The 21079-nt window shown below is 67.5% G+C and carries 19 protein-coding genes and 1 riboswitch; of the genes, 8 read left to right on the forward strand and 11 right to left on the reverse strand.

Annotated features, from left to right (window positions below; genetic code table 11):
* The first annotated feature begins 202 nt into the window (after positions 1–202).
* Positions 203–1156, forward strand: a complete 954-nt coding sequence (locus ACMZPQ_RS09925) for a DUF1028 domain-containing protein (protein WP_197580995.1) — start codon at positions 203–205, stop codon at positions 1154–1156.
* A gap of 83 nt (positions 1157–1239) precedes the next feature.
* Here ACMZPQ_RS09925 and ACMZPQ_RS09930 read toward each other — a convergent pair whose 3' ends face one another.
* Positions 1240–3114 (reverse strand): patatin-like phospholipase family protein, encoded by a 1875-nt coding sequence (locus ACMZPQ_RS09930; RefSeq protein WP_414485962.1) that lies wholly within the window; start codon positions 3112–3114, stop codon positions 1240–1242.
* A gap of 113 nt (positions 3115–3227) precedes the next feature.
* A riboswitch (cobalamin riboswitch) is annotated at positions 3228–3456 on the forward strand.
* A gap of 160 nt (positions 3457–3616) precedes the next feature.
* On the opposite strand from ACMZPQ_RS09930, the gene ACMZPQ_RS09935 reads away from it, so the two are divergent.
* The 3 genes from ACMZPQ_RS09935 (at position 3617) to ACMZPQ_RS09945 (ending at position 5907) form a co-directional block, all read left to right on the forward strand.
* Entirely contained in the window at positions 3617–4303 is a 687-nt protein-coding gene (locus tag ACMZPQ_RS09935) for an epoxyqueuosine reductase QueH (RefSeq protein WP_414485963.1), read from the forward strand.
* Between the two features lie 55 nt (positions 4304–4358).
* Positions 4359–4985 carry a bifunctional nicotinamidase/pyrazinamidase gene (pncA, locus tag ACMZPQ_RS09940; protein WP_197580997.1) on the forward strand — a complete coding sequence of 209 codons (627 nt, stop codon included), beginning with the start codon at positions 4359–4361 and terminating at the stop codon, positions 4983–4985.
* A 208-nt stretch (positions 4986–5193) separates the two neighbouring features.
* On the forward strand, positions 5194–5907 hold the full coding sequence (locus tag ACMZPQ_RS09945) for an NYN domain-containing protein (protein ID WP_197580998.1): 714 nt from the start codon (positions 5194–5196) through the stop codon (positions 5905–5907).
* Here ACMZPQ_RS09945 and purU read toward each other — a convergent pair.
* Positions 5904–6755, reverse strand: coding sequence for a formyltetrahydrofolate deformylase (gene purU / locus ACMZPQ_RS09950; RefSeq protein WP_008265630.1), 852 nt, complete (start codon positions 6753–6755; stop codon positions 5904–5906). The two genes, ACMZPQ_RS09945 and purU, sit on opposite strands and share 4 nt — an antisense overlap.
* A gap of 114 nt (positions 6756–6869) precedes the next feature.
* On the opposite strand from purU, the gene ACMZPQ_RS09955 reads away from it, so the two are divergent.
* Positions 6870–7781 carry a LysR substrate-binding domain-containing protein gene (locus tag ACMZPQ_RS09955; protein ID WP_197580999.1) on the forward strand — a complete coding sequence of 304 codons (912 nt, stop codon included), beginning with the start codon at positions 6870–6872 and terminating at the stop codon, positions 7779–7781.
* Positions 7782–7784: 3 nt separating this feature from the next.
* On the opposite strand, the gene ACMZPQ_RS09960 is transcribed toward ACMZPQ_RS09955, so the two are convergent.
* From ACMZPQ_RS09960 to ACMZPQ_RS09970, 3 genes are all read right to left on the reverse strand, one after another.
* Positions 7785–8885, reverse strand: coding sequence for an NADH:flavin oxidoreductase/NADH oxidase (locus tag ACMZPQ_RS09960; protein WP_197581000.1), 1101 nt, complete (start codon positions 8883–8885; stop codon positions 7785–7787).
* A gap of 186 nt (positions 8886–9071) precedes the next feature.
* Positions 9072–9887 (reverse strand): NAD-dependent protein deacetylase, encoded by an 816-nt coding sequence (locus ACMZPQ_RS09965; RefSeq protein WP_197581001.1) that lies wholly within the window; start codon positions 9885–9887, stop codon positions 9072–9074.
* 55 nt (positions 9888–9942) lie between these two features.
* On the reverse strand, positions 9943–10344 hold the full coding sequence (locus ACMZPQ_RS09970; protein ID WP_004153688.1) for an acyl-CoA thioesterase: 402 nt from the start codon (positions 10342–10344) through the stop codon (positions 9943–9945).
* Between the two features lie 90 nt (positions 10345–10434).
* Here ACMZPQ_RS09970 and ACMZPQ_RS09975 point away from each other — a divergent pair, with 90 nt between their 5' ends.
* Complete coding sequence (locus tag ACMZPQ_RS09975; protein WP_197581002.1) at positions 10435–11070, forward strand: LysE family transporter; 636 nt, start codon at positions 10435–10437, stop codon at positions 11068–11070.
* 39 nt (positions 11071–11109) lie between these two features.
* Here ACMZPQ_RS09975 and ACMZPQ_RS09980 read toward each other — a convergent pair whose 3' ends face one another.
* The 3 genes from ACMZPQ_RS09980 to ACMZPQ_RS09990 all read right to left on the reverse strand — a co-directional run bounded on the left by ACMZPQ_RS09980 (position 11110) and on the right by ACMZPQ_RS09990 (position 15317).
* Positions 11110–11490, reverse strand: a complete 381-nt coding sequence (locus ACMZPQ_RS09980; RefSeq protein WP_414485966.1) for a hypothetical protein — start codon at positions 11488–11490, stop codon at positions 11110–11112.
* Positions 11491–11757: 267 nt separating this feature from the next.
* Positions 11758–12777: a ribonucleotide-diphosphate reductase subunit beta gene (locus tag ACMZPQ_RS09985; RefSeq protein WP_008264781.1), complete on the reverse strand. Its 1020-nt coding sequence runs from the start codon at positions 12775–12777 to the stop codon at positions 11758–11760.
* A 137-nt stretch (positions 12778–12914) separates the two neighbouring features.
* The gene (locus tag ACMZPQ_RS09990) at positions 12915–15317 is read right to left on the reverse strand and encodes a ribonucleoside-diphosphate reductase subunit alpha (protein WP_164087818.1); all 2403 of its coding nucleotides are present in this window, start codon (positions 15315–15317) and stop codon (positions 12915–12917) included.
* A gap of 529 nt (positions 15318–15846) precedes the next feature.
* On the opposite strand from ACMZPQ_RS09990, the gene ACMZPQ_RS09995 reads away from it, so the two are divergent.
* Positions 15847–16683: a DUF2884 family protein gene (locus ACMZPQ_RS09995; RefSeq protein ID WP_197581004.1), complete on the forward strand. Its 837-nt coding sequence runs from the start codon at positions 15847–15849 to the stop codon at positions 16681–16683.
* 58 nt (positions 16684–16741) lie between these two features.
* On the opposite strand, the gene zapE is transcribed toward ACMZPQ_RS09995, so the two are convergent.
* Positions 16742–17842 carry a cell division protein ZapE gene (gene zapE / locus ACMZPQ_RS10000; protein WP_197581005.1) on the reverse strand — a complete coding sequence of 367 codons (1101 nt, stop codon included), beginning with the start codon at positions 17840–17842 and terminating at the stop codon, positions 16742–16744.
* Positions 17839–18510, reverse strand: coding sequence for a CocE/NonD family hydrolase (locus ACMZPQ_RS10005; protein ID WP_197581006.1), 672 nt, complete (start codon positions 18508–18510; stop codon positions 17839–17841). The genes zapE and ACMZPQ_RS10005 overlap by 4 nt, the downstream gene beginning before the upstream one ends.
* A 43-nt stretch (positions 18511–18553) precedes the next feature.
* Between ACMZPQ_RS10005 and ACMZPQ_RS10010 the strand changes: the two genes are divergently transcribed.
* Complete coding sequence (locus ACMZPQ_RS10010; protein ID WP_197581007.1) at positions 18554–19411, forward strand: EamA family transporter; 858 nt, start codon at positions 18554–18556, stop codon at positions 19409–19411.
* A gap of 58 nt (positions 19412–19469) precedes the next feature.
* Here ACMZPQ_RS10010 and ACMZPQ_RS10015 read toward each other — a convergent pair whose 3' ends face one another.
* Positions 19470–20915: an ExeM/NucH family extracellular endonuclease gene (locus ACMZPQ_RS10015; RefSeq protein WP_197581008.1), complete on the reverse strand. Its 1446-nt coding sequence runs from the start codon at positions 20913–20915 to the stop codon at positions 19470–19472.
* Between the last annotated feature and the right edge of the window lie 164 nt (positions 20916–21079).

Genomic DNA, 21079 nt, shown 5'->3' on the forward strand with positions numbered 1-21079 from the left:
CATGCCATCTGTCGGAACGAGGTACTGCCCTGGTGGGTGTCGACCTTGGTCGACACGGTAGATCCACGCCATGCGTGGATGTTCTTCGATGAATGTTCGAAATATTCGATTTCGATGGGGTTCCATCCACGCATGGCGTGGATCTACTAAACCTTTCGTGCGTAGGCTGCATCCCATTGCAATGCCCGCCTTGGAGATGGCCATGTCCCTGCCGCGCACTTGCCTGGTCCTGCTGCTCGCTGCCGTCGCGGCGCCAGCGTGGGCAACCTTTTCCATCGTGGCCTGCAACGCGGCCGGCGACTGCGGGGTGGCGGTGGCCACACACAACCTGGCGGTCGGCGGCGTGGGCGTGCCGTGGGCGCAGGCCAAGGTGGGGGCGGTCGCCAGCCAGTTCGAAACCAACCCGACCTATGGCTCCAAGGGCCTGGCACTGCTGGGCCAGGGCCGCACGCCTGCGCAGGTGCTCAAGCAGCTGCTGGAGGAAGACGGTGATTTCGATGGCACCACGCTCGCCGAGCGTCAGGTAGGCCTGGTCAGTGCGCGCGGCGGCAATGCGCAGTACACCGGCGCCACCGCGCAGCAGGCGGATTGGGCCGGTGCGCAGGGCGAGGGCATGCTGAGCGTGCAAGGCAACGGCCTGGCCGGGCCCGAGGTGCTGGCGGCCATGCAACGCAGCTTCTCCGCCTCGCGCGGTGCACTGGCGGCGCGCCTGCTGGCGGCGCTGGAAGCCGGCCAGGCCGCCGGTGGCCAGCGCAGCGGGCAGTGGTCGGCGGCACTGCTGGTGCGCACGCCCGGCGGTGATTGGCAGGACACCGATCTGCGCGTGGATGCCAATCCGCGCGCCGTGGCAAGGCTCCGCGAGCTGTACGACATGCGCCTGTCCAACGACGCGATCATCCGTGCCGAGCAACGCTGGGAAAAGGGCGATGTCGCCGGTGCGCGTGCGGCGCTGGCCACCGCATTGTCACTGGCGCACGGCTGGGACCGCACCTGGGCGCGTGCCGCACGACTGGCCATGCGCCAGGGAGATGCGGCGCTCGCCCGCGAGTATCTGGCCGGTCTGCGCGCGCTCAATCCGGGCTGGGTGACGCAGGAGCTGGCGTTGCCGCTGTATGCGCCGTTGCGGGGTGATGCGGTGGTGGAGGCGTGGCGATAGCTGCCAGGAGCATCCACGCATGGCGTGGATCTACTGTAGTTCCACGCCATGCGTGGATACCCATGGCGCCCCTGGATATCGGCTCAGTAGATCGGCGTCACCTTCATCTGCGGCAGCGGTCGCGGTGCGCCGTCGGTGAGGTCGGGGCCAAGGTCATCCCAGCTGCGTCCCTGCTCGACCATCAGCCCCCACAACTGCTGCGAGGCCAGTCGCTTGTCTTCCGAGCCCAGCTTGTACGACGGCGGTGCCGGCTGGCCACTGGCGACCATCGAATAGGCTGCGCGGTAGGCCAGCACCTGCTGTGCCGGGTCATCGGTGCGCGCCACTTCCAGCGTGTAGCGCTGGTACGCCGAAGCCAGGTTGCGCCAGCGGATCCAGTAGTGGTTGTCGAACGAGAACGAACAGAACCGTGCACCGGCCAGGCTGCCCTTGTCGGCGATGCGGGTGAGCACCTCCTGCGGCATGTCCAGGTTCATGCCACCCTCGTCGCCCTGCAGGCTGACGTGCACGATGCGATCGCGGTAACCCGGCGCGCGCGCCTGCAGCAGGTCGCGCCAGTTCTGCATGGTCGCCACCACCGCGAACAGGAAGCGCCCCAGTTCGGCCGCTGCCAGCGGCGTGGCGATCGACTGATAGGTGCGCTGCCAGCCGTGGCGGTTCTCGGTGGGCAGGAACACTGCGTGCTCCAGCGCCTGGCGGCCGCTGCTGCCATGACTCACGTCTTCGGCGTGCTGCGGGTAGACCAGGTTGATGGCGAAGGTCGGCCAGCGTGGCAACGCCGCATCGAACAGGTGGATCGGGAAATTGCTGCTGATGCCGCCATCGGAGAACCAGCAGATGCGGAAAGCGGTGATCACCGGGCCGCAGGCCTGCCCGGCACTGGTCAGCCCTTCCATGCTGTCGGCCACGTTGTGCTCCGGGTCGGCCGCCGGGGCGGTCGGTTCGCAGCGGCGCTCGCGGCGCGAGGGCTCATGCAACGGCACCGCGCTGATCAGCAGCGGAAAACTCAGGCTCATGCGCGTGGCCACCAGCACCGGCAGCTGCGGGCCCTGCGGCAGGTGGTAGTACTGGCGCCCCTCCACCTCCAGCGGCGGGCCGGCCTTCTGTACCAGCCACTGCACCACGCTGGCCGGGAACAGCTGCTCGAACTCCTCGCGCAGGAACCAGAACTGCGCGCCCCCCAGCGGCAGGGTGCGCGGTTCGTTGTGCGAGACACAGGTGGTGATCATCTGCAGGCTGATTGCATGCGGGCTGTCAGGCTCACCGGCATAGCGCGGCGCGTCGTGCAGGTCGGCGAAGGTCAGCGGGGCATCCAGCGGCTTGCCCGACAGCTGCTGCAGGCAGGCATGCAACCACTCGGTGAGGGCCGGCTTGCGCACGTCGCGGCCGAGCCCGCTGCACAGGCCCAGCAGGTTGCGCCGCGCCACCCGCGCCACCCGCAGCGCGGCACCGGCCACGCCGGCTCCGTAGGCACACAGCAGCGACGGCAGCAACGTGGCGGCCACGCCGCTCCAGCCGCCGCCCCACCAGCCCAGGCCAAGCAAGAGGGCCAGCGACACTAGCACCTCCAACGGCGCGATCTCGAACACGGCAATGGCCAGGCACAGAAGCTTGCGTGGCAGGCCGGCATTGCCGGTCAGCACCACCAGCAGCCGGTAGGCCGCGCGTGCCCCCCGTGCTGGCTGGAACAGGCTGTAGATGAAGCCGCGACGCGACAGCTGGGCCGACACCGCCGACAACCCGCCATAACCGGCGTCGCCGGGCAGGTGTTCGCCCGCCTGCTGGCGGCGATCGCCACACGCCGCCGCGGCCGCCACCGCGGCGGCGATGGCGCCGGCCGAAGTGCCGCCAATGCTCTTGAACCGATAGTCGCGGGCCAGCGCCAGTACCGCATTGGGGTACACGATGCCGCTGGTGATGCCGCCCTTCATGACCAGATCGCAGTACTTGTCTGCCACGCGCCCTCTCCCGTCCGTCGGTGTCCAGTATGGCAAGAGGCGCTCTCACAGCCTGAGAAGTGGGCCACAGCACTGCATGGTCCTGGGCCCTTGACCATCGCGGCCAACGGGTCCACCGTGCACACGCCGAAGGTATCCCTGCCCTCGCTCCGGCAATGGCAGGGATTTAAACGGGAATCCGGTGAAGGTGCCTCACGCGCCCATTCCGGAGCTGCCCCGCAGCGGTGAATGGAAACGAATCCTGCCAACAGCACTGGGCTTGCGCCTGGGAAGCGGCAGGGAGTAGGTGGGCTGCGGCCCGTGTCCATCAGCCCGAAGACCGGCCCCGGCCGGGGGACACGACCGTCCCCTGACTCGACCTGGACTCTCCGCGGGGAGGGTGCCGGGGCCGTCGTTGTCCTGCGCCTGCAGGCGACGCGGCCGCGCGCGTCCTTTTCACGGTAGCTGCCCAGATCTGCTTCCCACGCGCTGATGCATGGGCCACCGCCGTTGCCGACGGTCCATGCGGTACCTGACGATGACCGAGCTCCAACGCCCCACCCTGAACCTGCCGGCCGACGGCAAGCGCCTGCTGCTGCACTCGTGCTGCGCGCCCTGCTCCGGCGAAGTGATGGAGGCGATCACCGCCTCCGGGATCGACTACGCGATCTTCTTCTACAACCCCAACATCCACCCGGTGAAGGAATACGAACTGCGCAAGCAGGAGAACATCCGCTTCGCCGAGCAGCACGACATTCCCTTCATCGACTGCGACTACGACACCGACAACTGGTTCAGCCGCGCGCGCGGCATGGAGAACGAGCCCGAGCGCGGCATCCGCTGCACGATGTGCTTCGACATGCGTTTCGAGCGCACCGCGCTGTACGCGCATGAACATGGCTACGACACCATCAGTTCGTCGCTGGGCATCTCGCGCTGGAAGAACATGGCGCAGATCAACGACTGCGGCATCCGCGCCGCCTCGCGCTATGAAGGCCTGCAGTACTGGGACTACAACTGGCGCAAGGGCGGCGGTGCCAGCCGCATGATCGAGATCAGCAAGCGCGAGCAGTTCTACCAGCAGGAATACTGCGGCTGCGTGTACTCGCTGCGCGATGCCAACCGCCACCGCCGCGAGAACGGCCGCGAGCGGATCAAGATCGGCCTGCTGTACTACGGGCAGGACGCTGAGACGCCGCAGGGCGATTGACGTGTGGGCATGGGGCGGCCACGCTGGTCGCCCCTCATGTTGTGCCGGACCTGCCATGACCGCCCTGCCCGCCGATGTCGCCCTGCTGGTGATCGACCTGCAGCCGGACTTCATGCCCGGTGGCGCGCTGGCCTGCGAGCAGGGCGATGCACTGGTCACGCCGATTGCCGCGTTGCTGGCGCAGCGCCACTACCGCACGGTGGTGGCCACCCAGGACTGGCACCCGGCCGACCACGCCTCGTTCGCCAGCCAGCATCCCGGCAAGCGCCCGTTCGAGACCATCCTGCTGCACGCGCAACCGCAGACCCTGTGGCCGGACCATTGCGTGCAGGGCAGCGACGGCGCCGCGCTGCACCCGGGCGTGGACTGGACCGTGGCCGACCTCATCCTGCGCAAGGGCACGCGCCAACAGGTGGATTCGTACAGCGCTTTCCGCGAGAACCATGGCCCTGATGGCGAACGACCGCCGACCGGCCTGGCCGGCTGGCTGCACGAGCGCCGCATCCGCGAAGTGCACGTGTGCGGCCTGGCACGCGACTACTGCGTGCTGTGGAGCGCGCAGGACGCGGTGAAGTCCGGCTTCAAGGTGAAGTTCCTGTGGGACCTGACCCGGCCGGTGACCGAGGCCAACGACGCGATGGTGCGCGAGGCGCTGGGCAAGGCCGGGATCGCAGTCGTCTGACCGACAACGGCCGGGCTGCCCGGCGGTCGGTGAATGCTGCGTGGTTGAGCGTGGGACACCCATGCTGGGAATGTCGCCTCTGCCGCTTGCAGGCCCTTGCGGACGGCAACACAATGGACCCATCCAGCCCTCCAAGTACGCCCCCCTACAGATCGCGGGACGGCCGAACCGAGGGCTTTTTACTGGATGGAATCGAAAGGGCAAAGGCATGCCAACAGCGATCCTCATCGATGGCGGTTACTTCGTTAAGCGATTCCGCCGGATTGAACCTCACAACGCCAGCAACGGTGAACGTGCCGCAGAAGTAGCGCATCGATGGGCCCTCGCGCACCTGACCTCCTCGGGGTGTGAGCGACGGGATCTCTACCGGATTTTCTTCTACGACTGCCCGCCGCTTCGAAAGCGGATGCACAACCCGATCTCGGGTGCCTGCATCGACTATGCAAGCTCACCGGAGGCACGCTTCAGAATCAGCCTGCACGAGGCCCTGAAGCAGAAACGAAAAGTGGCACTTCGCCTTGGTCATCTCGCGGACTCCAGTTCGTGGACAATCGATTCCCGAACGCTCGATGCACTTCTGAAAGGCAAGCGCGTGTTCTCCACGCTTCTGCCCGATGAGCTTCATCCAGAGGTCAGGCAGAAGGGCGTCGATATGCGCATCGGCCTGGATATCTCTTCACTTTCTCTCAAACGACAAGTCCGTCAGATCGTTCTGGTAGCCGGTGATGCCGACTTCATCCCCGCTGCCAAACTCGCTCGACGCGAAGGCGTTGACTTCATCCTGGATCCGATGTGGTCGCCGATCTCCCAGGGCCTTCTGGAACATATCGACGGTGTCCGTTCCACCTGCCCCAGGCCTGCGGACAGGATCCGGGAAAAGAAGGTGATCGGGCACGCAACGGCAGATGCGACCCGACCCTAGCGGAACACGACCGTGCGGTGCCCGTTGAGCAGGATGCGGTGCTCGACATGCCGGCGTACGGCACGCGCCAATACCAGCGATTCGGTATCACTGCCCAGCCGCACCAGCTCGCGCGGCGCCATGGCATGGTCCACGCGCGCGACGTCCTGCTCGATGATCGGGCCTTCGTCCAGATCCTCGGTGACGTAGTGCGCGGTGGCGCCGATGATCTTGACCCCGCGCGCGTGCGCCTGGTGGTACGGCTGCGCACCCTTGAAGCTGGGCAGGAAGCTGTGGTGGATGTTGATCGCGCGGCCGGCCAGGGCGCGGCACAGCGTGGGTGAGAGGATCTGCATGTAGCGCGCCAGCACCACCAGGTCGATGCGCTCGCGCTCGACCAGGTCGATGATCTGCTGTTCCTGCACGGCGCGCGTGTCCGCGTTCACCGGCAGGTGGTGGAACGGCACCTGGTAGGACGCCGCCAACGGCGCAAAATCGGCGTGGTTGGACGCCACCGCGGCGATATCCACTTTCAACTGCCCGCTGTGGGCGCGGAACAGCAGGTCGTTGAGGCAGTGCCCCTGCTTGCTGACCAGCACCAGCAGGCGCGCGCGGCGACGGCCATCGTGCAGCTGCCAGTCCATGCCGTAGTCGGCGGCCAACGCGGCCATCGCGGCGTGCACGGTGTCCAGCGGCAGGCTGGCGTCGCGGTCGAAATGCACGCGCAGGAAGAAGCGACCGCTTTCCTCATCGCCGAACTGCTGGGCGTCGAGGATGTTGCAGCCGTGGTCGAACAACAGGCCGGACACGCGGTAGACGATGCCGGTGCGGTCGGGGCAGGACAGGGTGAGGATGGAATCGGGGCGCATCGCCCGAGTGTAGGGCAGCGCCCGGCCCGGCGGATCGATGGTCACCGTTGCAACCGAACGACTTGGTTCAGTCCCAAGCGATACTTGGGCTTCCGCATGGCAAGCTGGTCGGTCATGAACCTGTTGCAACTGATCCGCAGCTTCACCCGTACCGCAGAGACCGGCAGCATTGCCGCTGCGGCCCGCACGCTTGGCATCAGCGCCACCGCCGTCGGCCAGAACATCAACCGGCTGGAGGCGCATCTGGGCGTACGGTTGCTGAACCGAAGCACGCGCCAGCTGGCGCTCAGCGAGGCCGGTACGCTGTACCTGGCACAGGTGCGCCACATCGAAGCCGACCTGGCGCGCGCGCAGGCGATGGTCACTGCCGGTGATATCGAACCGGCTGGGCCACTGCGCATCGCCAGCAGCAGCGCCTTCGGCCGCCACGTGCTTGCGCCGTTGCTGCCCTCGCTGCAGCAACGCTACCCACAACTGCAACTGGAGCTGCGCCTGAGCGATCGTGCCGTGCAGCATGGACCGGAAGCGGTGGATGCCAGCATCCGCATCGGTGCACAGCTGGAAGATGGCGTGGTCGCGCGGCAGCTGGCACGCATCCCGTTCGTGTTCTGCGCCTCGCCGGCTTACCTGAAGGCACACGGCACCCCGCAGCAACCCTCGGAACTGGGCACTCATCGCGGCCTGCTGCACCGCTTCCCCACCGACGGCCGGCCGCTGCGCTGGGGCCTGCGGAACGACGGCCAGCGCGTGGATGCGGTGCTGCCACCGAGCATGGTCTGCGATGACATCGATGCGCTGGCAATGCTGGCAGCCGCAGGCGCAGGCATCACCCGCTTGGCCGCGTTCGTGGCCGAGCCGTATCTGCGCGACGGCCGCCTGCAGGCGGTGTTCGGCGCCGACACCGCGTGGCGGCCGGAACCGATGGAGGTCTATTTCTGCGTCAGCGACCGCCGCGACTTCACCGCCAAGATCCGCGCGCTGTTCGAGCACCTGCAGGCCGGCATGGCGCCGGCATGGCGGGTGTGAACGTCAGCGTGCCTTGAATACGCCGCGCGCATCACGCGGCTCGCAGCGCAGGTACTGCGGCGCCGGTTCCACACTCTCGCGCAGCGCGGCGGCGGCGTGCCACGGCCAACGCGGGTCGTACAGGATGCCGCGCGCCAGGGCCACCGCGTCTGCGTGGCGATGGCGCAGGATCGACTCGGCCTGCTCCGGTTCGGTGATCATGCCCACCGCGATGACCGGCATGCGCACCTTGGCCTTGATTGCGGCTGCGAACGGCACCTGGTAGCCCGGGCCGACGGTGATCTTCTGGCGTTCGTCGAGGCCGCCGCTGGAGACGTGCAGGAAGTTGCAGCCACGCGCGTCCAGCACCTGGGCCAGCGCCTCGCTCTGCACCAGGTCCCAGCCGCCGTCGACCCAGTCGCTGGCGGAGAGGCGCACGCCTACGGCGACCTTGTCCGACACTGCCGCACGCACCGCGTCGAATACTTCCACCAGCAGGCGCAGGCGGTTGGGCAGCGAGCCGCCGTAGCCATCGGTGCGGCGGTTGCTCAGTGGCGACAGGAACTGGTGCAGCAGGTAGCCGTGTGCGGCGTGCAGCTCGATCAGCTCGAAGCCCAGTCGCTCGGCGCGCACCGCGCTGGCAGCAAATGCGGCGATGACCTCGGCAATGCCGGCCTCGTCCAGTTCCTGCGGTGCCGGATCGGCAGCATGGAACGGCAGCGGCGACGGCGCCACGGTGGCCCAGCCACGCGCGTCGTCGGCCGGCAGCTGGCCACCGCCGTCCCACGGACGGTTCACCGAGGCCTTGCGGCCGGCATGGCCCAGCTGGATGCCCAGCGGCATCGGCGACCAGCGGCGGACGCTGGTCAGCACCTGCGCCAGCGCGGCTTCGGTACCGTCGTCCCACAGGCCCAGGTCGGCCCAGCTGATGCGGCCGCGCGGTTCGACCGCGGTGGCTTCCAGGATCAGCAGGCCGGCGCCGGACTGCGCCAGGTTGCCCAGGTGCATGGCGTGCCAGTCGCTGGCGCGGCCATCTTCGGCGGAGTACTGGCACATCGGCGCGATCACGATGCGGTTGGACAGGGTCAGGGGGCCGAACGAGATCGGCGAAAACAGCTGGGTCACGGGGATGCGTGGGGACAGGCGGATGGGGGGACGTATTGCACCGCCGCACGGCCTGCGAATCAACCGTCTGGATGGATCGCTGTTTCGCGGGGGCGGGTGGTCGGTAGAGTCGACTGTCAGTCGACTGCTTTTCCAACGGCCGTCGAAAGGCCCGCGCTGCGCGCGATAGTCGACTGACAGTCGACTCTACCTGGCCGACGGTTCGACAACCGACGCCAGCGCCTCGGCGCAATCGCGCTCGTCCTTGAACTGCAGCAGGTCGTCGGCGCGGGTGCGGCCACGGTTCAGCGCCGCCACCGGCAACCCTGCCCTGGCCGCAGCCTGTACGAAGCGGAAGCCGGAATAGACCATCAGCGACGAGCCCACCACCAGCACGGCGTCGGCCTGCTGCAGGTGCTCGTGCACGGCAGCCACGCGCTCACGCGGCACGTTTTCGCCGAAGAACACCACGTCCGGCTTCAGCAGGCCGCCACAGTGCGGGCAGTCCGGCACCACGAAGTCCGAGAAATCCGTTTCCAGATCGGCGTCGCCATCCGGCGCGATGCCGGCCTCCAGCGCGTCCCAGCCCGGATTGGCATCCCGCAGCCGCTGCTGGAACTCCTCGCGGGCGCTGCGGCGCTCGCAGCCCATGCAGCGCACCAGATCCAGGCGGCCGTGCAGGTCGATCACATTCTGGCTGCCGGCGCGCTGGTGCAGGCCATCCACGTTCTGGGTCAGCAGCACCTGCAGCTTGCCGCGGCTTTCCAGCGCGGCCAGCGCCTGGTGGGTGCCATTGGGCCGGGCCAGGCCGAAGCGTGGCCAGCCCAGCAGGCTGCGTGCCCAGTAGCGCTGGCGGGTGGCCGCCTCGCCCATGAAGGCCTGATAGGTCACCGGCGGCGTGCGCTTCCACTGGCCGTCGCTATCGCGGTAATCGGGAATGCCCGAGGCGGTGCTGCAACCGGCGCCGGTCAGCACGAACAGGCGCTGGGCGCGGTCGATGAAATCGGTCAGCGGCGGGCTCATGGCTGCCAGATGGGGGCGCACCCGCGCCCCCGCAAGCGCCGGTTCAGCCGGCGGGTCAGGCTGCCGGCAGCGGCGGCACCGCGATCGGGTGGCCTTCCTCGTCCAGCGCGATCATCACGAAGTGGCCGCGCGTGCACAGCTTGCGCTCGCCGCTGTGCAGGTCTTCGGCCACCAGTTCCACCTCGACCTTCATCGAGCTGCGGCCGACTTCGACGATGCGGCCGATGGTCTCCACCATCTGGCCGATGCGGATCGGCAGCTTGAAGTCGACCTGGTCGCTGCGCGCGGTCACCACGGTGCGGCGCGAGTAGCGGGCGGCGGCCAGGAAGGCGGCCTTGTCCATCCACGCCAGCGCCTGGCCACCGAACAGGGTGCCCAGATGGTTGGTGTGGTTCGGGAAGACGATTTCGGCCATGCGCACTTCGGTGGGCGGCACGGTCTCGGGGATCGGGGTCATGGCGGTGCTTCGCTGTGGGGTGCCGCGATTTTAAGCCAGGCCCCGTGCAGGCGGCGCTACACTGCGCCACGCCCCCTGCCAGGACCGCCCATGCCCGCGACCTCCGACCTGCTGGCCTTTGCCCTCATTTCGCTGGGCATGGTGCTCACGCCCGGGCCGAACATGATCTACTTGGTCTCGCGCTCGATCTGCCAGGGCCGCCGCGCTGGCCTGATCTCGCTGGGTGGGGTGGCACTGGGCTTTGTGTTCTACATGCTGTGCGCGGCGCTGGGCATCACCGCCCTGCTGATGACCGTGCCGCTGGCCTATGACGCGTTGCGCATCGGTGGCGCACTGTACCTGCTGTACCTGGCCTGGCAGGCGCTCAAGCCGGGCGGCCGCTCGCCGTTCGCGGTGCGCGACCTGCCGCCGGACGGTCCACGCCGGCTGTTCGCGATGGGCTTTCTGACCAACCTGCTGAACCCGAAGATCGCGGTGATGTACCTGTCCCTGCTGCCGCAGTTCCTGCATCCGGAAGGCCACGGCAGCGTGCTGGCGCAGTCGCTGGTGCTGGGCTTCACCCAGATTGCGGTGAGCGTGAGCGTCAACGCGGTGATCGCGGTGATGGCCGGCAGCATCGCCGGCTTCCTGGCCGCGCGCCCGACCTGGCAGGCGGTGCAGCGCTGGTTGATGGGCACGGTACTGGCCGGGCTGGCGTTGCGCATGGCGGTGGAGGGGCGGCGCTGAACGCGGCATGCACGTCCAGCGACACGCCCAGCCTCGCACTCAGAACAATTCAGCGTGATAGAAGGTCGGTTGCGCCGACCAAGCGCTGATATCGCCGCATTGCGGCACGCCGGTGTAGTACAGGCGGATGGGAAGGGCTGAGGCCTTCGCGCTGATCAGCATGGCGTAGGTTGCCTTGCAGACCTCGGGTGGCATGCTGAAGTCGCCCTTGCTGATGATGTTGCAGACCGCGTGGATGGGCGAGAGGGTGGTCGCCACGAACACCTTGCCGCTGGCATCGATGGAAACGTTGGTCACCTTGGAATCGCAGTTGGTGCCATAGGCAAGGGAGGGATAGGCGACCAGGACGGCGAGCAGCCCTCCCATCCATCCGCGAAGCACTGTCTTGCGGGTTGCTGTTGCAGGCACTGCAGTATCCATTGCGACCTCCAGGGTCCAATTGCTTCCGCCACCATGGCAGGAATGCGCGTACGGGAGCGACGCGCTGGCATTGCCCGCGCTTCATACCTGCAGTGGCATCCCCTGTTCTTCTCCAGCCCGGCGTGGGTTCGACGCGCCGCCGCGGTTGGAGCCCAGCGAGAATAGCCCATCTTCCTGATCGCCGTGGCGCTTCGCCAGCAGTGATGCGCAACGAAAAACCCCGGCAATGGCCGGGGTTCTGCGTTGCGACAGGCCTGACCGCTTCGATCAGAAGTTCATGTCGAAGGCGACTTCGCCCTGCACGCCGACCTGGTAGGCCGAGACGCGGCGTTCGAAGAAGTTGGTCAGCTCCTGCACGTCCTGCAGTTCCATGAACGGCAGCGGGTTGCGCACGTTGTACTTCTTTTCCATGCCCAGCTTGGCGAAGTGCTGGTCGGCGCAGTGCTGCAGGTACTGGCGCATGTCGCGGGTCGAAATGCCGGCCACGCCGCCGGACAGCACGTCCTCGGCGAACTGCACTTCGCATTCGATGGCTTCGGCCAGCATGTCGTAGACCTGCTGCTTCATTTCATCGTCGAACAGGTCCGGCTCTTCCTCGCGCACCACGCGCACCGACTCGAACGCGAACTCCATGTGCGCGCTTTCGTCGCGGAACACCCAGTTGGTGCCCGAGGCCAGGCCCGGCAGCAGGCCGCGCGAACGGAAGTAGTACACGTAGGCGAACGCGGCGAAGAAGAACAGGCCTTCGATGCACGCAGCGAAGCAGATCTGGTTGAGCAGGAACTGGCGGCGCTCGGCACGGGTCTCGATGCGCTTCAGGTCCTGGATCGAGTCGATCCACTTGAAGCAGAAGTCGGCCTTCTTCTTGATCGAGTCGATGTTCTCCACCGCGGCGAAGGCTTTGACGCGCTCTTCCGGATCCGGCAGGTAGTTGTCGAGCAGGGTCAGGTAGAACTGCACGTGCAGCGCTTCTTCATACAGCTGGCGCGACAGGTACATGCGCGCTTCCGGCGCGTTCAAGTGCTGGTACAGGTTCAGCACCAGGTTGTTGGACACGATCGAATCGCCGGTGGCGAAGAACGCGACCAGGCGGTGGATCAGGTGGCGCTCACCCGGCGACATCTTGCTGTGCAGGTCGGTGATGTCGATCTGGAAGTTGATCTCTTCCACCGTCCAGGTGTTCTTGATCGCGTTCCGGTACATGTCATAGAACTGCGGGTAGCGCATCGGGCGCAGGGTCAGTTCAAAACCGGGATCGAGCAGCATCTGCTTGGGCTTGTCGGCCATGGGTGTTTCCTTGTCTTCTCGGGTCAAAACGCCGGGCGTGGCCCGGCGCTACCTTGGTGTTTCCGTAGTCAGGCAGCAGTGCCGACCAACGGTCGGCACCCACCGCGCGGGGTCAGCCCACCGCGCGGCTGCGCGGCTTACTGGCAGGCTTCGCAGGCTTCCGGGTTTTCCAGCGAGCAGGCGATGGCTTCGTCCGGGCTGAACACCTTGGCCGGGGCCGCGGCGCTCACCGTGGTCTTGGCGATCTTGGTGGCCGGGCGCGAACGCAGGTAGTAGGTGGTCTTGATGCCCTGCTTCCAGGCGTACATGTACATGGAGGACATCGCGCCGATGTTCGGGCTTTCCATGAACAGGTTGAGCGAGGCCGACTGGTCGATGAAGGCGCCACGCTCGGCGGCCATGTCGATCAGCGAACGCATCGGCAGTTCCCACGCGGTGCGGTAGACCTCGCGCAGCGTTTCCGGAATCTGTGCCACGCCGGCGATGGAGCCTTCGGCCAGCTTGATGGCATCGCGCATGTCGGCGGTCCACAGGCCCAGCTTCTTCAGCTCGTTCACCAGGTAGCGGTTGACCTGCAGGAAGTCACCGGACAGGGTCTCGCGCTTGAACAGGTTGGACACCTGCGGCTCGACGCACTCGTAGCAGCCGGCGATCGAGGCGATGGTCGCGGTCGGCGCGATCGCGATCATCAGCGAGTTGCGCAGGCCGTGTTCCTTGATGCGGGCGCGCAGGGCATCCCAGCGTGCGGTGTCTTCCGGCACCACGTTCCAGGCGTCGAACTGCAGTTCGCCGCTGGCGGCACGGGTGTCGTTGAACGACGGGTGCTTGCCACGTTCCTGGGCCAGCTCGCAGGAGGTTTCCAGCGCGTGGAAGTAGATCGCTTCGGCGATCTTCTTCGACAGGGCGCGGGCTTCGGCGCTGTCGAACGGCAGGCGCTTGCGGAAGAACACGTCCTGCAGGCCCATGCAGCCCAGGCCGACCGGACGCCAGCGCAGGTTGGCGCGGCGGGCGGTTTCGATCGGGTAGAAGTTCAGGTCGATGACGCGGTCGAGCTGGCGCACGGCCAGGCGCACGGTCTCGGCCAGCTTCTCGAAGTCGAACTCGTTGTGCTCGTCGAAGTGGTTGCCCAGGTTGATCGAACCCAGGTTGCACACGGCGGTTTCATCGTTGGAAGTGACTTCCAGGATTTCGGTGCACAGGTTGGACAGGTGGATCACGTTGCCCGGACGCAGGGTCTGGTTGCTGGCGCGGTTGCACTTGTCCTTGAAGGTCATCCAGCCGTTGCCGGTCTCGGCCAGCGTACGCATCATGCGGGCGTACAGCTTGCGCGCGGAGATGGTGCGGTTGGCCTTGCCCTGGGCTTCGGCCTGCAGGTAGGCCGCTTCGAAGGCTTCGCCGAACAGGTCGGTGAACTCCGGCACCACGCGCGGATCGAACAGCGACCATTCCTGGTCGGCCTCGACGCGCTTCATGAACAGGTCCGGCACCCAGTTGGCCAAGTTCAGGTTGTGCGCACGGCGGGCTTCGTCACCGGTGTTGTCACGCAGCTCGAGGAAGTCCTCGACGTCGGCGTGCCAGGTTTCCAGGTAGACGCAAGCCGCGCCCTTGCGCTTGCCGCCCTGGTTCACCGCGGCCACCGACGAATCCATGGTCTTCAGCCACGGCACGATGCCGTTGGAGTGGCCGTTGGTCGACTTGATCAGCGAACCACGCGAACGCACGCGGGTGTAGCTGACGCCGATGCCGCCGGAGAACTTGGACAGCTGGGCGATGTCGCCGTACTTGGAATAGATCGACTCCAGCGAGTCCTGCGGCGAGTCCAGCAGGAAGCACGAGGACAGCTGCTCGTGGGTGGTGCCGGAGTTGAACAGCGTCGGGCTGGACGGCAGGTAGTCCAGGTTGCCCATGCGCTTGTACAGCGCCAGGGTCTCGGACACGTCCTCGCTCAGCGCGCTGGCGATGCGCAGGAAGAACTGCTGCGGGGTCTCGATCACCTTGCGGGTGTGCGGGTGGCGCAGCAGGTAGCGGTCGTACAGGGTGCGCAGGCCGAAGTAATCGAAATTCAGGTCCAGCGCGCCGTCGATGGCGTCGTTGAGCTTGCGTGCATTGGTCTGCACGAAGTTCAGCAGGCGGTCGTTGATCAGGCCGACTTCGTGGCCACGGCTGACCGACTGCGAGAAGGCGTAGATTTCCTGGCCCGAGACTTCCTTGGCGATGTAGTTGGCCAGCAGGCGCGCGGCCAGGCGGCCGTACTCGGGCTCTTCACCGATCAGCAGGGCGGCGGTGCGGATGGACAGTTCGTCCAGCTCGCGGGTGGTGGCGCCGTTGTACAGGCCGGAAATGGTGCGGGTGGCCACGCGCATCGGATCGACGGCGTGCAGGCCTTCGGAGGAACGCTGCACCGCGCGCACGATCTTGTTCAGGTCCACCAGTTCGGTGGTCCCATTGCGCTTGGTCACACTCATCGCGTTGGCCGTCGGCGGCGACGTCAACAGGAATTCGCTTTCCTTCTCGATGGTGGCGCTGGATTCGGTGCTCACGGCGTGTGTCCTCTTGGCGTGATTGGGGGTGCTCGATGCATCGGGTGACGCAGCCCGGGACCTGACAGCCCAGGATGGCAGGACGGCGTCGCAGGGGATGAGACCCTGCGCCTGCCACTGCCGTTGACGATCGCGGATGGGTGCTGCTGCCACCCCCTGGAATTGGGGTTGCTGCGACCGACGGCCACAAGATAGTGGGGGTAGTGGGGGCCGTCAACGCCAAATGTAGTGAAATTCGGCAATCCCTTGCGCCGCAAGGATCGTGCCATCGGCGCCTCATCGGGACGCTTCAGACCTGCCGGATCGGGCTGCGCAGTCAAGCCCGAAACGCGTCATCGCGGTGGTACAACGCCGCGCGGAAACGGAACAATGACAGCTTCACATGACAGTGATGAAGCTGGCTAGGGACAACCCTGTGGATAGGTGGTGGGCAGCCGGTGGGAATGCGGTGGACGGATGACTTCCGGCCGGTGACGCCCGCGCGCTGGCAGCGGATGCTGGTCGCTCGCTTCCGGAAAAGGACGGTCCGATGCACCTGCGCTTGAACGCCCTGGCCCTGCTGGCCGCGCTGTTCATCCCCCCGGCGCTGGCCGCCGAGGGGCCGGACCTGCGTTCAGACCAGTGCGGCATCCATACCGACTACGACGTGCTGGTGGACAGCGGCGGCATCTGGCTGCGGCATGGCCCGCAGGCCCCGCACGAGGTGGTGTTCCACGATGGCGAACTGAGCCTGGACGGCACGATGGTGACGGTCAGTGCCGCCGATGCCGCGCGCCTGCGGCAGATGGAGGCCGGCGCCCGCCAGCTGATGCCGGCCGCTACCGCGCTGGCCCACGAAGTCTCCGGGGTCACCTTCGATGCGCTGGACGCCGCCTTCGAAGCCATCACCGGCAAGTCCCGCAACCGGCAGATGCGTGCACTGCGCGGCGAAATGCAGGCCTGGATCGATGCCAGCCTCGGCCGCGGCTACTGGGAACAGGACAGCTTCGGCGATGGTTTCGACGCGCATATCGAGCAGATGGCCGAAAGCATGGCTACGTCGATGACCCGCAGCGTGCTGTGGCAGGTGTTCACCGGCCGCGCCGGCGCCATGGAGCGCCGTGCCGACCGCCTGGACGCGGAAGTCGACCGCCGCATGGAAGCGCGCAGCCAGCAGCTGGAGGCCAAGGCGATGGCGCTGTGCCCGCTGGTGCAGTCGCTGGCAGCGGCCCACGACGCGCTGGAGCTGCGCTACCAGGGACAGCCGCTGCGGCTGCTGGAGCGCGGCGAAAGCGTGCGGGTGGAACACGGCAACGGCTCTGGCCTGCATGTATCGGCCGGGCCGGACGAACGGCCGCGTGGCAACACCGTGGCGCCGACCCGGTAGGCGCCTGCCGTGGTCGTGCCGGCCGCTGGCCGGCAACGCATCCACCCGGAAACCACCCTCACGCCCGGTGCGGGGTGCCCAGGTATTCGGCGCTCTGCATCTCGATCAGGCGCGAGGCAGTGCGCTCGAACGCGCCCTGCAGGCGGGTGCCGGTATACAGCTCGATCGGCGAAGTGCTGGCGGTGCAGACCAGGTTGACGTGGCGGTCGTACAGCTCGTCGATCAGGTTGACGAAGCGCCGCGCCGCATCTTCGTTCAGGCGATCAAAGGCGGGGATGCCGCCCAGGAGCACCGTGTTGAACTCGTGCGCGATCTCGATGTAGTCCGACGGTCCGCGCGGGCCTTCGCAGAGTGCAGCGAAATCGAACCAGGCGATGCTCTTGCCGCGGCCGCGCACCGGGATCTTGCGGCCCTCGATCTCGATGTTGCCGGGCTTGGCCGGCTGCCCGCCACTCAGTTCGTTCCAGCGCGTGGCCAGCCAGTCGTCGCTGTCGGCCGCCAGCGGCGCGCGGTACACCGGCGAACGGGTCAGCGCGCGCATCCGGTAATCCTCGGTGCCCTCGGCGTACAGCTCCACGCAGAAGCGCTGCAGCAGGCTGATGGCCGGCAGGAAACTCTCGCGCTGCAGGCCGTTGAGGTACAGGTTCTCCACCGCCGTGTTGGAGGTGGTGACCAGGGTCACGCCCTCGGCAAACAGGCGTTCCAGCAACCGCGCCAGCAGCATGGCATCGCCGATGTCGGTGACGAAGAACTCGTCCAGCACCAGCACGCGCAGGTTGCTGCGCCATTCCTGGGCGATCTTCGCCAGCGGATCGCTCTGGCCCTGGTGCTCGCGCAGGCGCTCGTGGACGCTGCGCATGAAGCGGTGGAAGTGGGTGCGGTACTTCTGCTTGATCGGCAGCCCGTCGTAGAACAGGTCGACCAGGAAGGTCTTGCCGCGGCCGACACCGCCCCAGAAGTACAGGCCCTTGACCGGCTCGGGCTTCTTCCAGAACGAGGACAGCCGGTCCAGCCAGCCGTCTTCGGCGCTGTCGACCAGGCCCAGGTGGATGCGGTCCAGCTCGGCCAGCGCGGCGTGCTGGGCCGGGTCGTTCTGCCAGTCACCACGGGCGACCCCTTCGGCGTACCGCTGCGACGGGGTCAGCTCGGTTGCGCTCATGCCGCCGCACCCAGCCAGTGCTTGACGCCGTGGGTCAGCGCGCCGCGCAGGTCGATCAGCTTGCGGTGGAAGAAATGGCTGGTCTCGGGCATGCGCACCAGTTCGTGCGGGAGATCCAGCGACGCCAGCCACTGGTAGACCGCCTGCGGGTCGACGATCTCGTCCTGCTCGCCCTGGATCACCAGCCAGCGCGCCGGCGGTGCCACGCCATCGAAGTCCCAGCGACCGGCCGGCGGCGCGATCGAGATCAGCGCTTCGGGCTGCAGCTCGGCGGTCGCCTTCAGCGACACGAACGCGCCGAAGCTGAAACCGGCCAGCCACAGGCGATCATCGGGACGCTGGCTGCGCACCCAGGCGGCGACCGCCTTCAGGTCGTCCTGCTCGCCCACGCCGTGGTCGAACTCGCCAGCCGAGGCGCCGACGCTGCGGAAGTTGAAGCGCACGGTGGTGATGCCCAGCTCGCGCAGGGTGTTGGCGGTCATGGTGACCACCTTGTTGTGCAGCGTGCCACCTTCGGTGGACAGCGGATGGCAGACGATGGCCACGATCGGCTGCACCGGCACATCGGCCTTGGGCAGGTCGACGACCACTTCCAGCGGGCCGGCCGGGCCGTCCAGTTCAAGGCAGGCGGTTTCGCCGGGGGCGACGGGGAACGAGGGCTTGTGCATGGCACCATGATACCGTCCCCCGCCCCTGCCCTGTGCCCGACCCATGCTCTACCTGTCCCTGGCCGTGATCTGCAGTGTGCTGGTTTCGGTGTTGTTGAAGCTGGCCAACCGCCGCGCGCTGGATGTTGCGCAGATGGTCACCTGGAACTATCTGGTGGCGGCAGCGCTCACGGCCGTGGTGCTGCGGCCGCCGCTGGATGCACTGCGCGCGCCGCACGCGCCGTGGCTTTCGCTGCTGGCGCTGGCGGTGGTGCTGCCGTCGATCTTCCTGGTGCTGGGCCGCGCAGTGGCGGTGGCCGGCATCGTCCGCAGCGATGTGGCGCAACGCTTGTCGCTGCTGTTGTCATTGGCCGCCGCGTTCCTGTTCTTCGGCCAGACCGCCACGCCGTGGAAGCTGGCCGGCCTCGGCCTGGGCCTGCTGGCGATGGTGGCAATCAGCCTGCGTCCACGCGGCCCGGCGGTGGCGTCTTCGCCCGGTGGCTGGGGATGGCTGCTGGGCGTATGGGCCGGGTTCGCGGTGGTGGACGTGCTGCTCAAGCAGGTCGCGCTGTCCGGTACGCCGTCGATGGCGGCGGTACTGGCCAGCTTCAGCGTGGCCTTCGTGCTGATGCTGGCGCTGCAGCTGTGGCGGCATGTCAGTGGCCGCAGCCGGCTGGCCTGGCGCAACCTCGGTGCGGGCGCCCTGCTGGGCCTGCTCAACGGCGGCAACATTCTTTTCTATGTGCACGCGCACCAGTCGATGCCGGACAGCCCGGCCACCGTGTTCGCCGGCATGAACATCGGCGTGGTGGTGCTGGGTGCGCTGGTGGGTGTGTTCGCGTTCGGCGAGGCCACCACGAAGTGGAACCGCGCCGGCCTGGCGCTGGCGGTGCTGGCGATCGGGTTGATCGCCTGGGGGTGAGTGCGTCCGGGGTCAAGGCCCATTCCGTGGGAATGGGATCCGACCCCGGCATTGGGCGTTATCTGTCGAAGCCCAGCAGCAGCGGGTCGTGGTCGGAGCTGCGCCACGGGCCCTGCACGTTGCGGCCCTGGTAGCCGCTGGCGTCCTGCTCGTCGGCGTTGCTGTGCCATTCGGCGGCGCCGCGCAGGCGCTTGGCCATGCCCGGGTTCAACAGCGCGTGGTCGAGGCGGCCGGTGTAGCCGTTGTAGACATAGCTGTAGGGATGCTCGACCTTGGCGACCTTGAACGCGTCCTGCCAACCCAGGTCGTGCAGGGTGCGGATCGGATCTTCCATGGCGTAGGCATTGAAGTCGCCCAGCAGCACCGCGTCCCTGGCACCGGTACCGGTCGGGTCGGCCAGCAGCCAGGCGTGCAGCTGCTGCGCCGAGGTCACGCGGGTGGCGTTCCAGCACCCCTGGTTGTCATTCTGGTCGGCGTCGGCGCCGGCGGCATCACGGCACCCCTTGGACTTGAAGTGGTTGGCCACCACCACGAACGGCGCGCCTTGCTTGCCCTGGAAGGCCTGCGCCAAGGGCACACGGCTGTGCTCGACGAACGGGCCGCCGGTCAGCGTGGCGGGCTTTCCAACCGGCTGCAGGCGCGTGCTGCGGTAGATGATGCCGACCCGGATCGGATTGTCGCCGGGGCCATTGCCGGCATCGACGAAACGCCAGTCGCCCTGCGCACCGCGGTCGCGGTTGAGCGCGTCGACCAGTTCGGCGATGGCCGACTGCGGACCGTAACCGTCGTTCTCCAGCTCCATCAGCGCCGCGACATCGGCACCGAGCGCGTTGACCGTGGTGACCAGCTTGGCCACCTGTGCCTTGTGCTCGTCCAGCGTGCGCGCACCGCGCAGGGTCGGGAAGCCACCGCCCTGGCCGTCACCGTTGAAGAAATTCTCCAGGTTGAAGGCGGCCACGTGCAGGCTGCCCGGCACCGTCGGCACCGCCGGGCGCTTCAGTTCCGGCAGCTTCAACACGCCGTCGACCTGCAGGCTGGGTCGACCCTGCGCATCCACCCGCACGATGCCTTCGACGTTGCGCAGCTGCATGCCGGTACGCAGCACCGGGTTGCCAGGCAGGTACGCCACAGCGGCCGGGTCGCGGGCGTCGCTGCCATCGTCCAGCAGCAGGCGGCGACGCTGGTTGTCGGCCATCACCTGCTCGTAGCCGGCGGTACCCGGCGCGGCCACTTCGGTCGGCTGCCAGAGCCGTCCGTCGAAGGCCACGGTGAGCTGGCCGAAACGTTCCAGGCCATCGGTGCCGGCCAGGGTCAGCGGTGCGGCGATGCGCACCCGCTGGCCGTCCAACGCACGCCAGTCGGCCGGGGCGGCGGTCAGGACCACAGTCGCGTTGTTGCGCGCGGCAGGCGCCGCCGGGGCCGGTGCGGCCTGCGGCTGGGCCTGGGCGAAGGCGCTGGCCGGCAGCAGCAGGGACAAGGCAAGGGCAAGGGAACGGCGGCGCATCGACGGACGATTCCAGGGAAGAGGCCGCACAGACTAACCCTGAAATGCGAAACCCCGCTTGCAGGCGGGGTTTCGACCTCGGTGGGCAAAGCCAGGGGAGTGCCGGCCGCTGGCCGGCAACCTCATGACCTTCGTGCGATGCGTGGTTGCCGGCCAGCGGCCGG

It is taken from the genome of Stenotrophomonas maltophilia (genome assembly GCF_047497515.2).
Taxonomy (GTDB): Bacteria; Pseudomonadota; Gammaproteobacteria; order Xanthomonadales; family Xanthomonadaceae; genus Stenotrophomonas.

What these genes read in the sequence shown, in the direction of transcription:
- ACMZPQ_RS09925 (WP_197580995.1), top strand. Translation starts at nt 203, where the DNA reads ATGTCCCTGCCGCGCACTTGCCTGGTCCTGCTGCTCGCTGCCGTCGCG.
- ACMZPQ_RS09935 (WP_414485963.1), top strand. Translation starts at nt 3,617, where the DNA reads ATGCGGTACCTGACGATGACCGAGCTCCAACGCCCCACCCTGAACCTG.
- pncA (WP_197580997.1), top strand. Translation starts at nt 4,359, where the DNA reads ATGACCGCCCTGCCCGCCGATGTCGCCCTGCTGGTGATCGACCTGCAG.
- ACMZPQ_RS09945 (WP_197580998.1), top strand. Translation starts at nt 5,194, where the DNA reads ATGCCAACAGCGATCCTCATCGATGGCGGTTACTTCGTTAAGCGATTC.
- purU (WP_008265630.1), bottom strand. Translation starts at nt 6,755, where the DNA reads ATGCGCCCCGATTCCATCCTCACCCTGTCCTGCCCCGACCGCACCGGC.
- ACMZPQ_RS09955 (WP_197580999.1), top strand. Translation starts at nt 6,870, where the DNA reads ATGAACCTGTTGCAACTGATCCGCAGCTTCACCCGTACCGCAGAGACC.
- ACMZPQ_RS09965 (WP_197581001.1), bottom strand. Translation starts at nt 9,887, where the DNA reads ATGAGCCCGCCGCTGACCGATTTCATCGACCGCGCCCAGCGCCTGTTC.
- ACMZPQ_RS09970 (WP_004153688.1), bottom strand. Translation starts at nt 10,344, where the DNA reads ATGACCCCGATCCCCGAGACCGTGCCGCCCACCGAAGTGCGCATGGCC.
- ACMZPQ_RS09975 (WP_197581002.1), top strand. Translation starts at nt 10,435, where the DNA reads ATGCCCGCGACCTCCGACCTGCTGGCCTTTGCCCTCATTTCGCTGGGC.
- ACMZPQ_RS09980 (WP_414485966.1), bottom strand. Translation starts at nt 11,490, where the DNA reads ATGGATACTGCAGTGCCTGCAACAGCAACCCGCAAGACAGTGCTTCGC.
- ACMZPQ_RS09985 (WP_008264781.1), bottom strand. Translation starts at nt 12,777, where the DNA reads ATGGCCGACAAGCCCAAGCAGATGCTGCTCGATCCCGGTTTTGAACTG.
- ACMZPQ_RS09995 (WP_197581004.1), top strand. Translation starts at nt 15,847, where the DNA reads ATGCACCTGCGCTTGAACGCCCTGGCCCTGCTGGCCGCGCTGTTCATC.
- zapE (WP_197581005.1), bottom strand. Translation starts at nt 17,842, where the DNA reads ATGAGCGCAACCGAGCTGACCCCGTCGCAGCGGTACGCCGAAGGGGTC.
- ACMZPQ_RS10005 (WP_197581006.1), bottom strand. Translation starts at nt 18,510, where the DNA reads ATGCACAAGCCCTCGTTCCCCGTCGCCCCCGGCGAAACCGCCTGCCTT.
- ACMZPQ_RS10010 (WP_197581007.1), top strand. Translation starts at nt 18,554, where the DNA reads ATGCTCTACCTGTCCCTGGCCGTGATCTGCAGTGTGCTGGTTTCGGTG.
- ACMZPQ_RS10015 (WP_197581008.1), bottom strand. Translation starts at nt 20,915, where the DNA reads ATGCGCCGCCGTTCCCTTGCCCTTGCCTTGTCCCTGCTGCTGCCGGCC.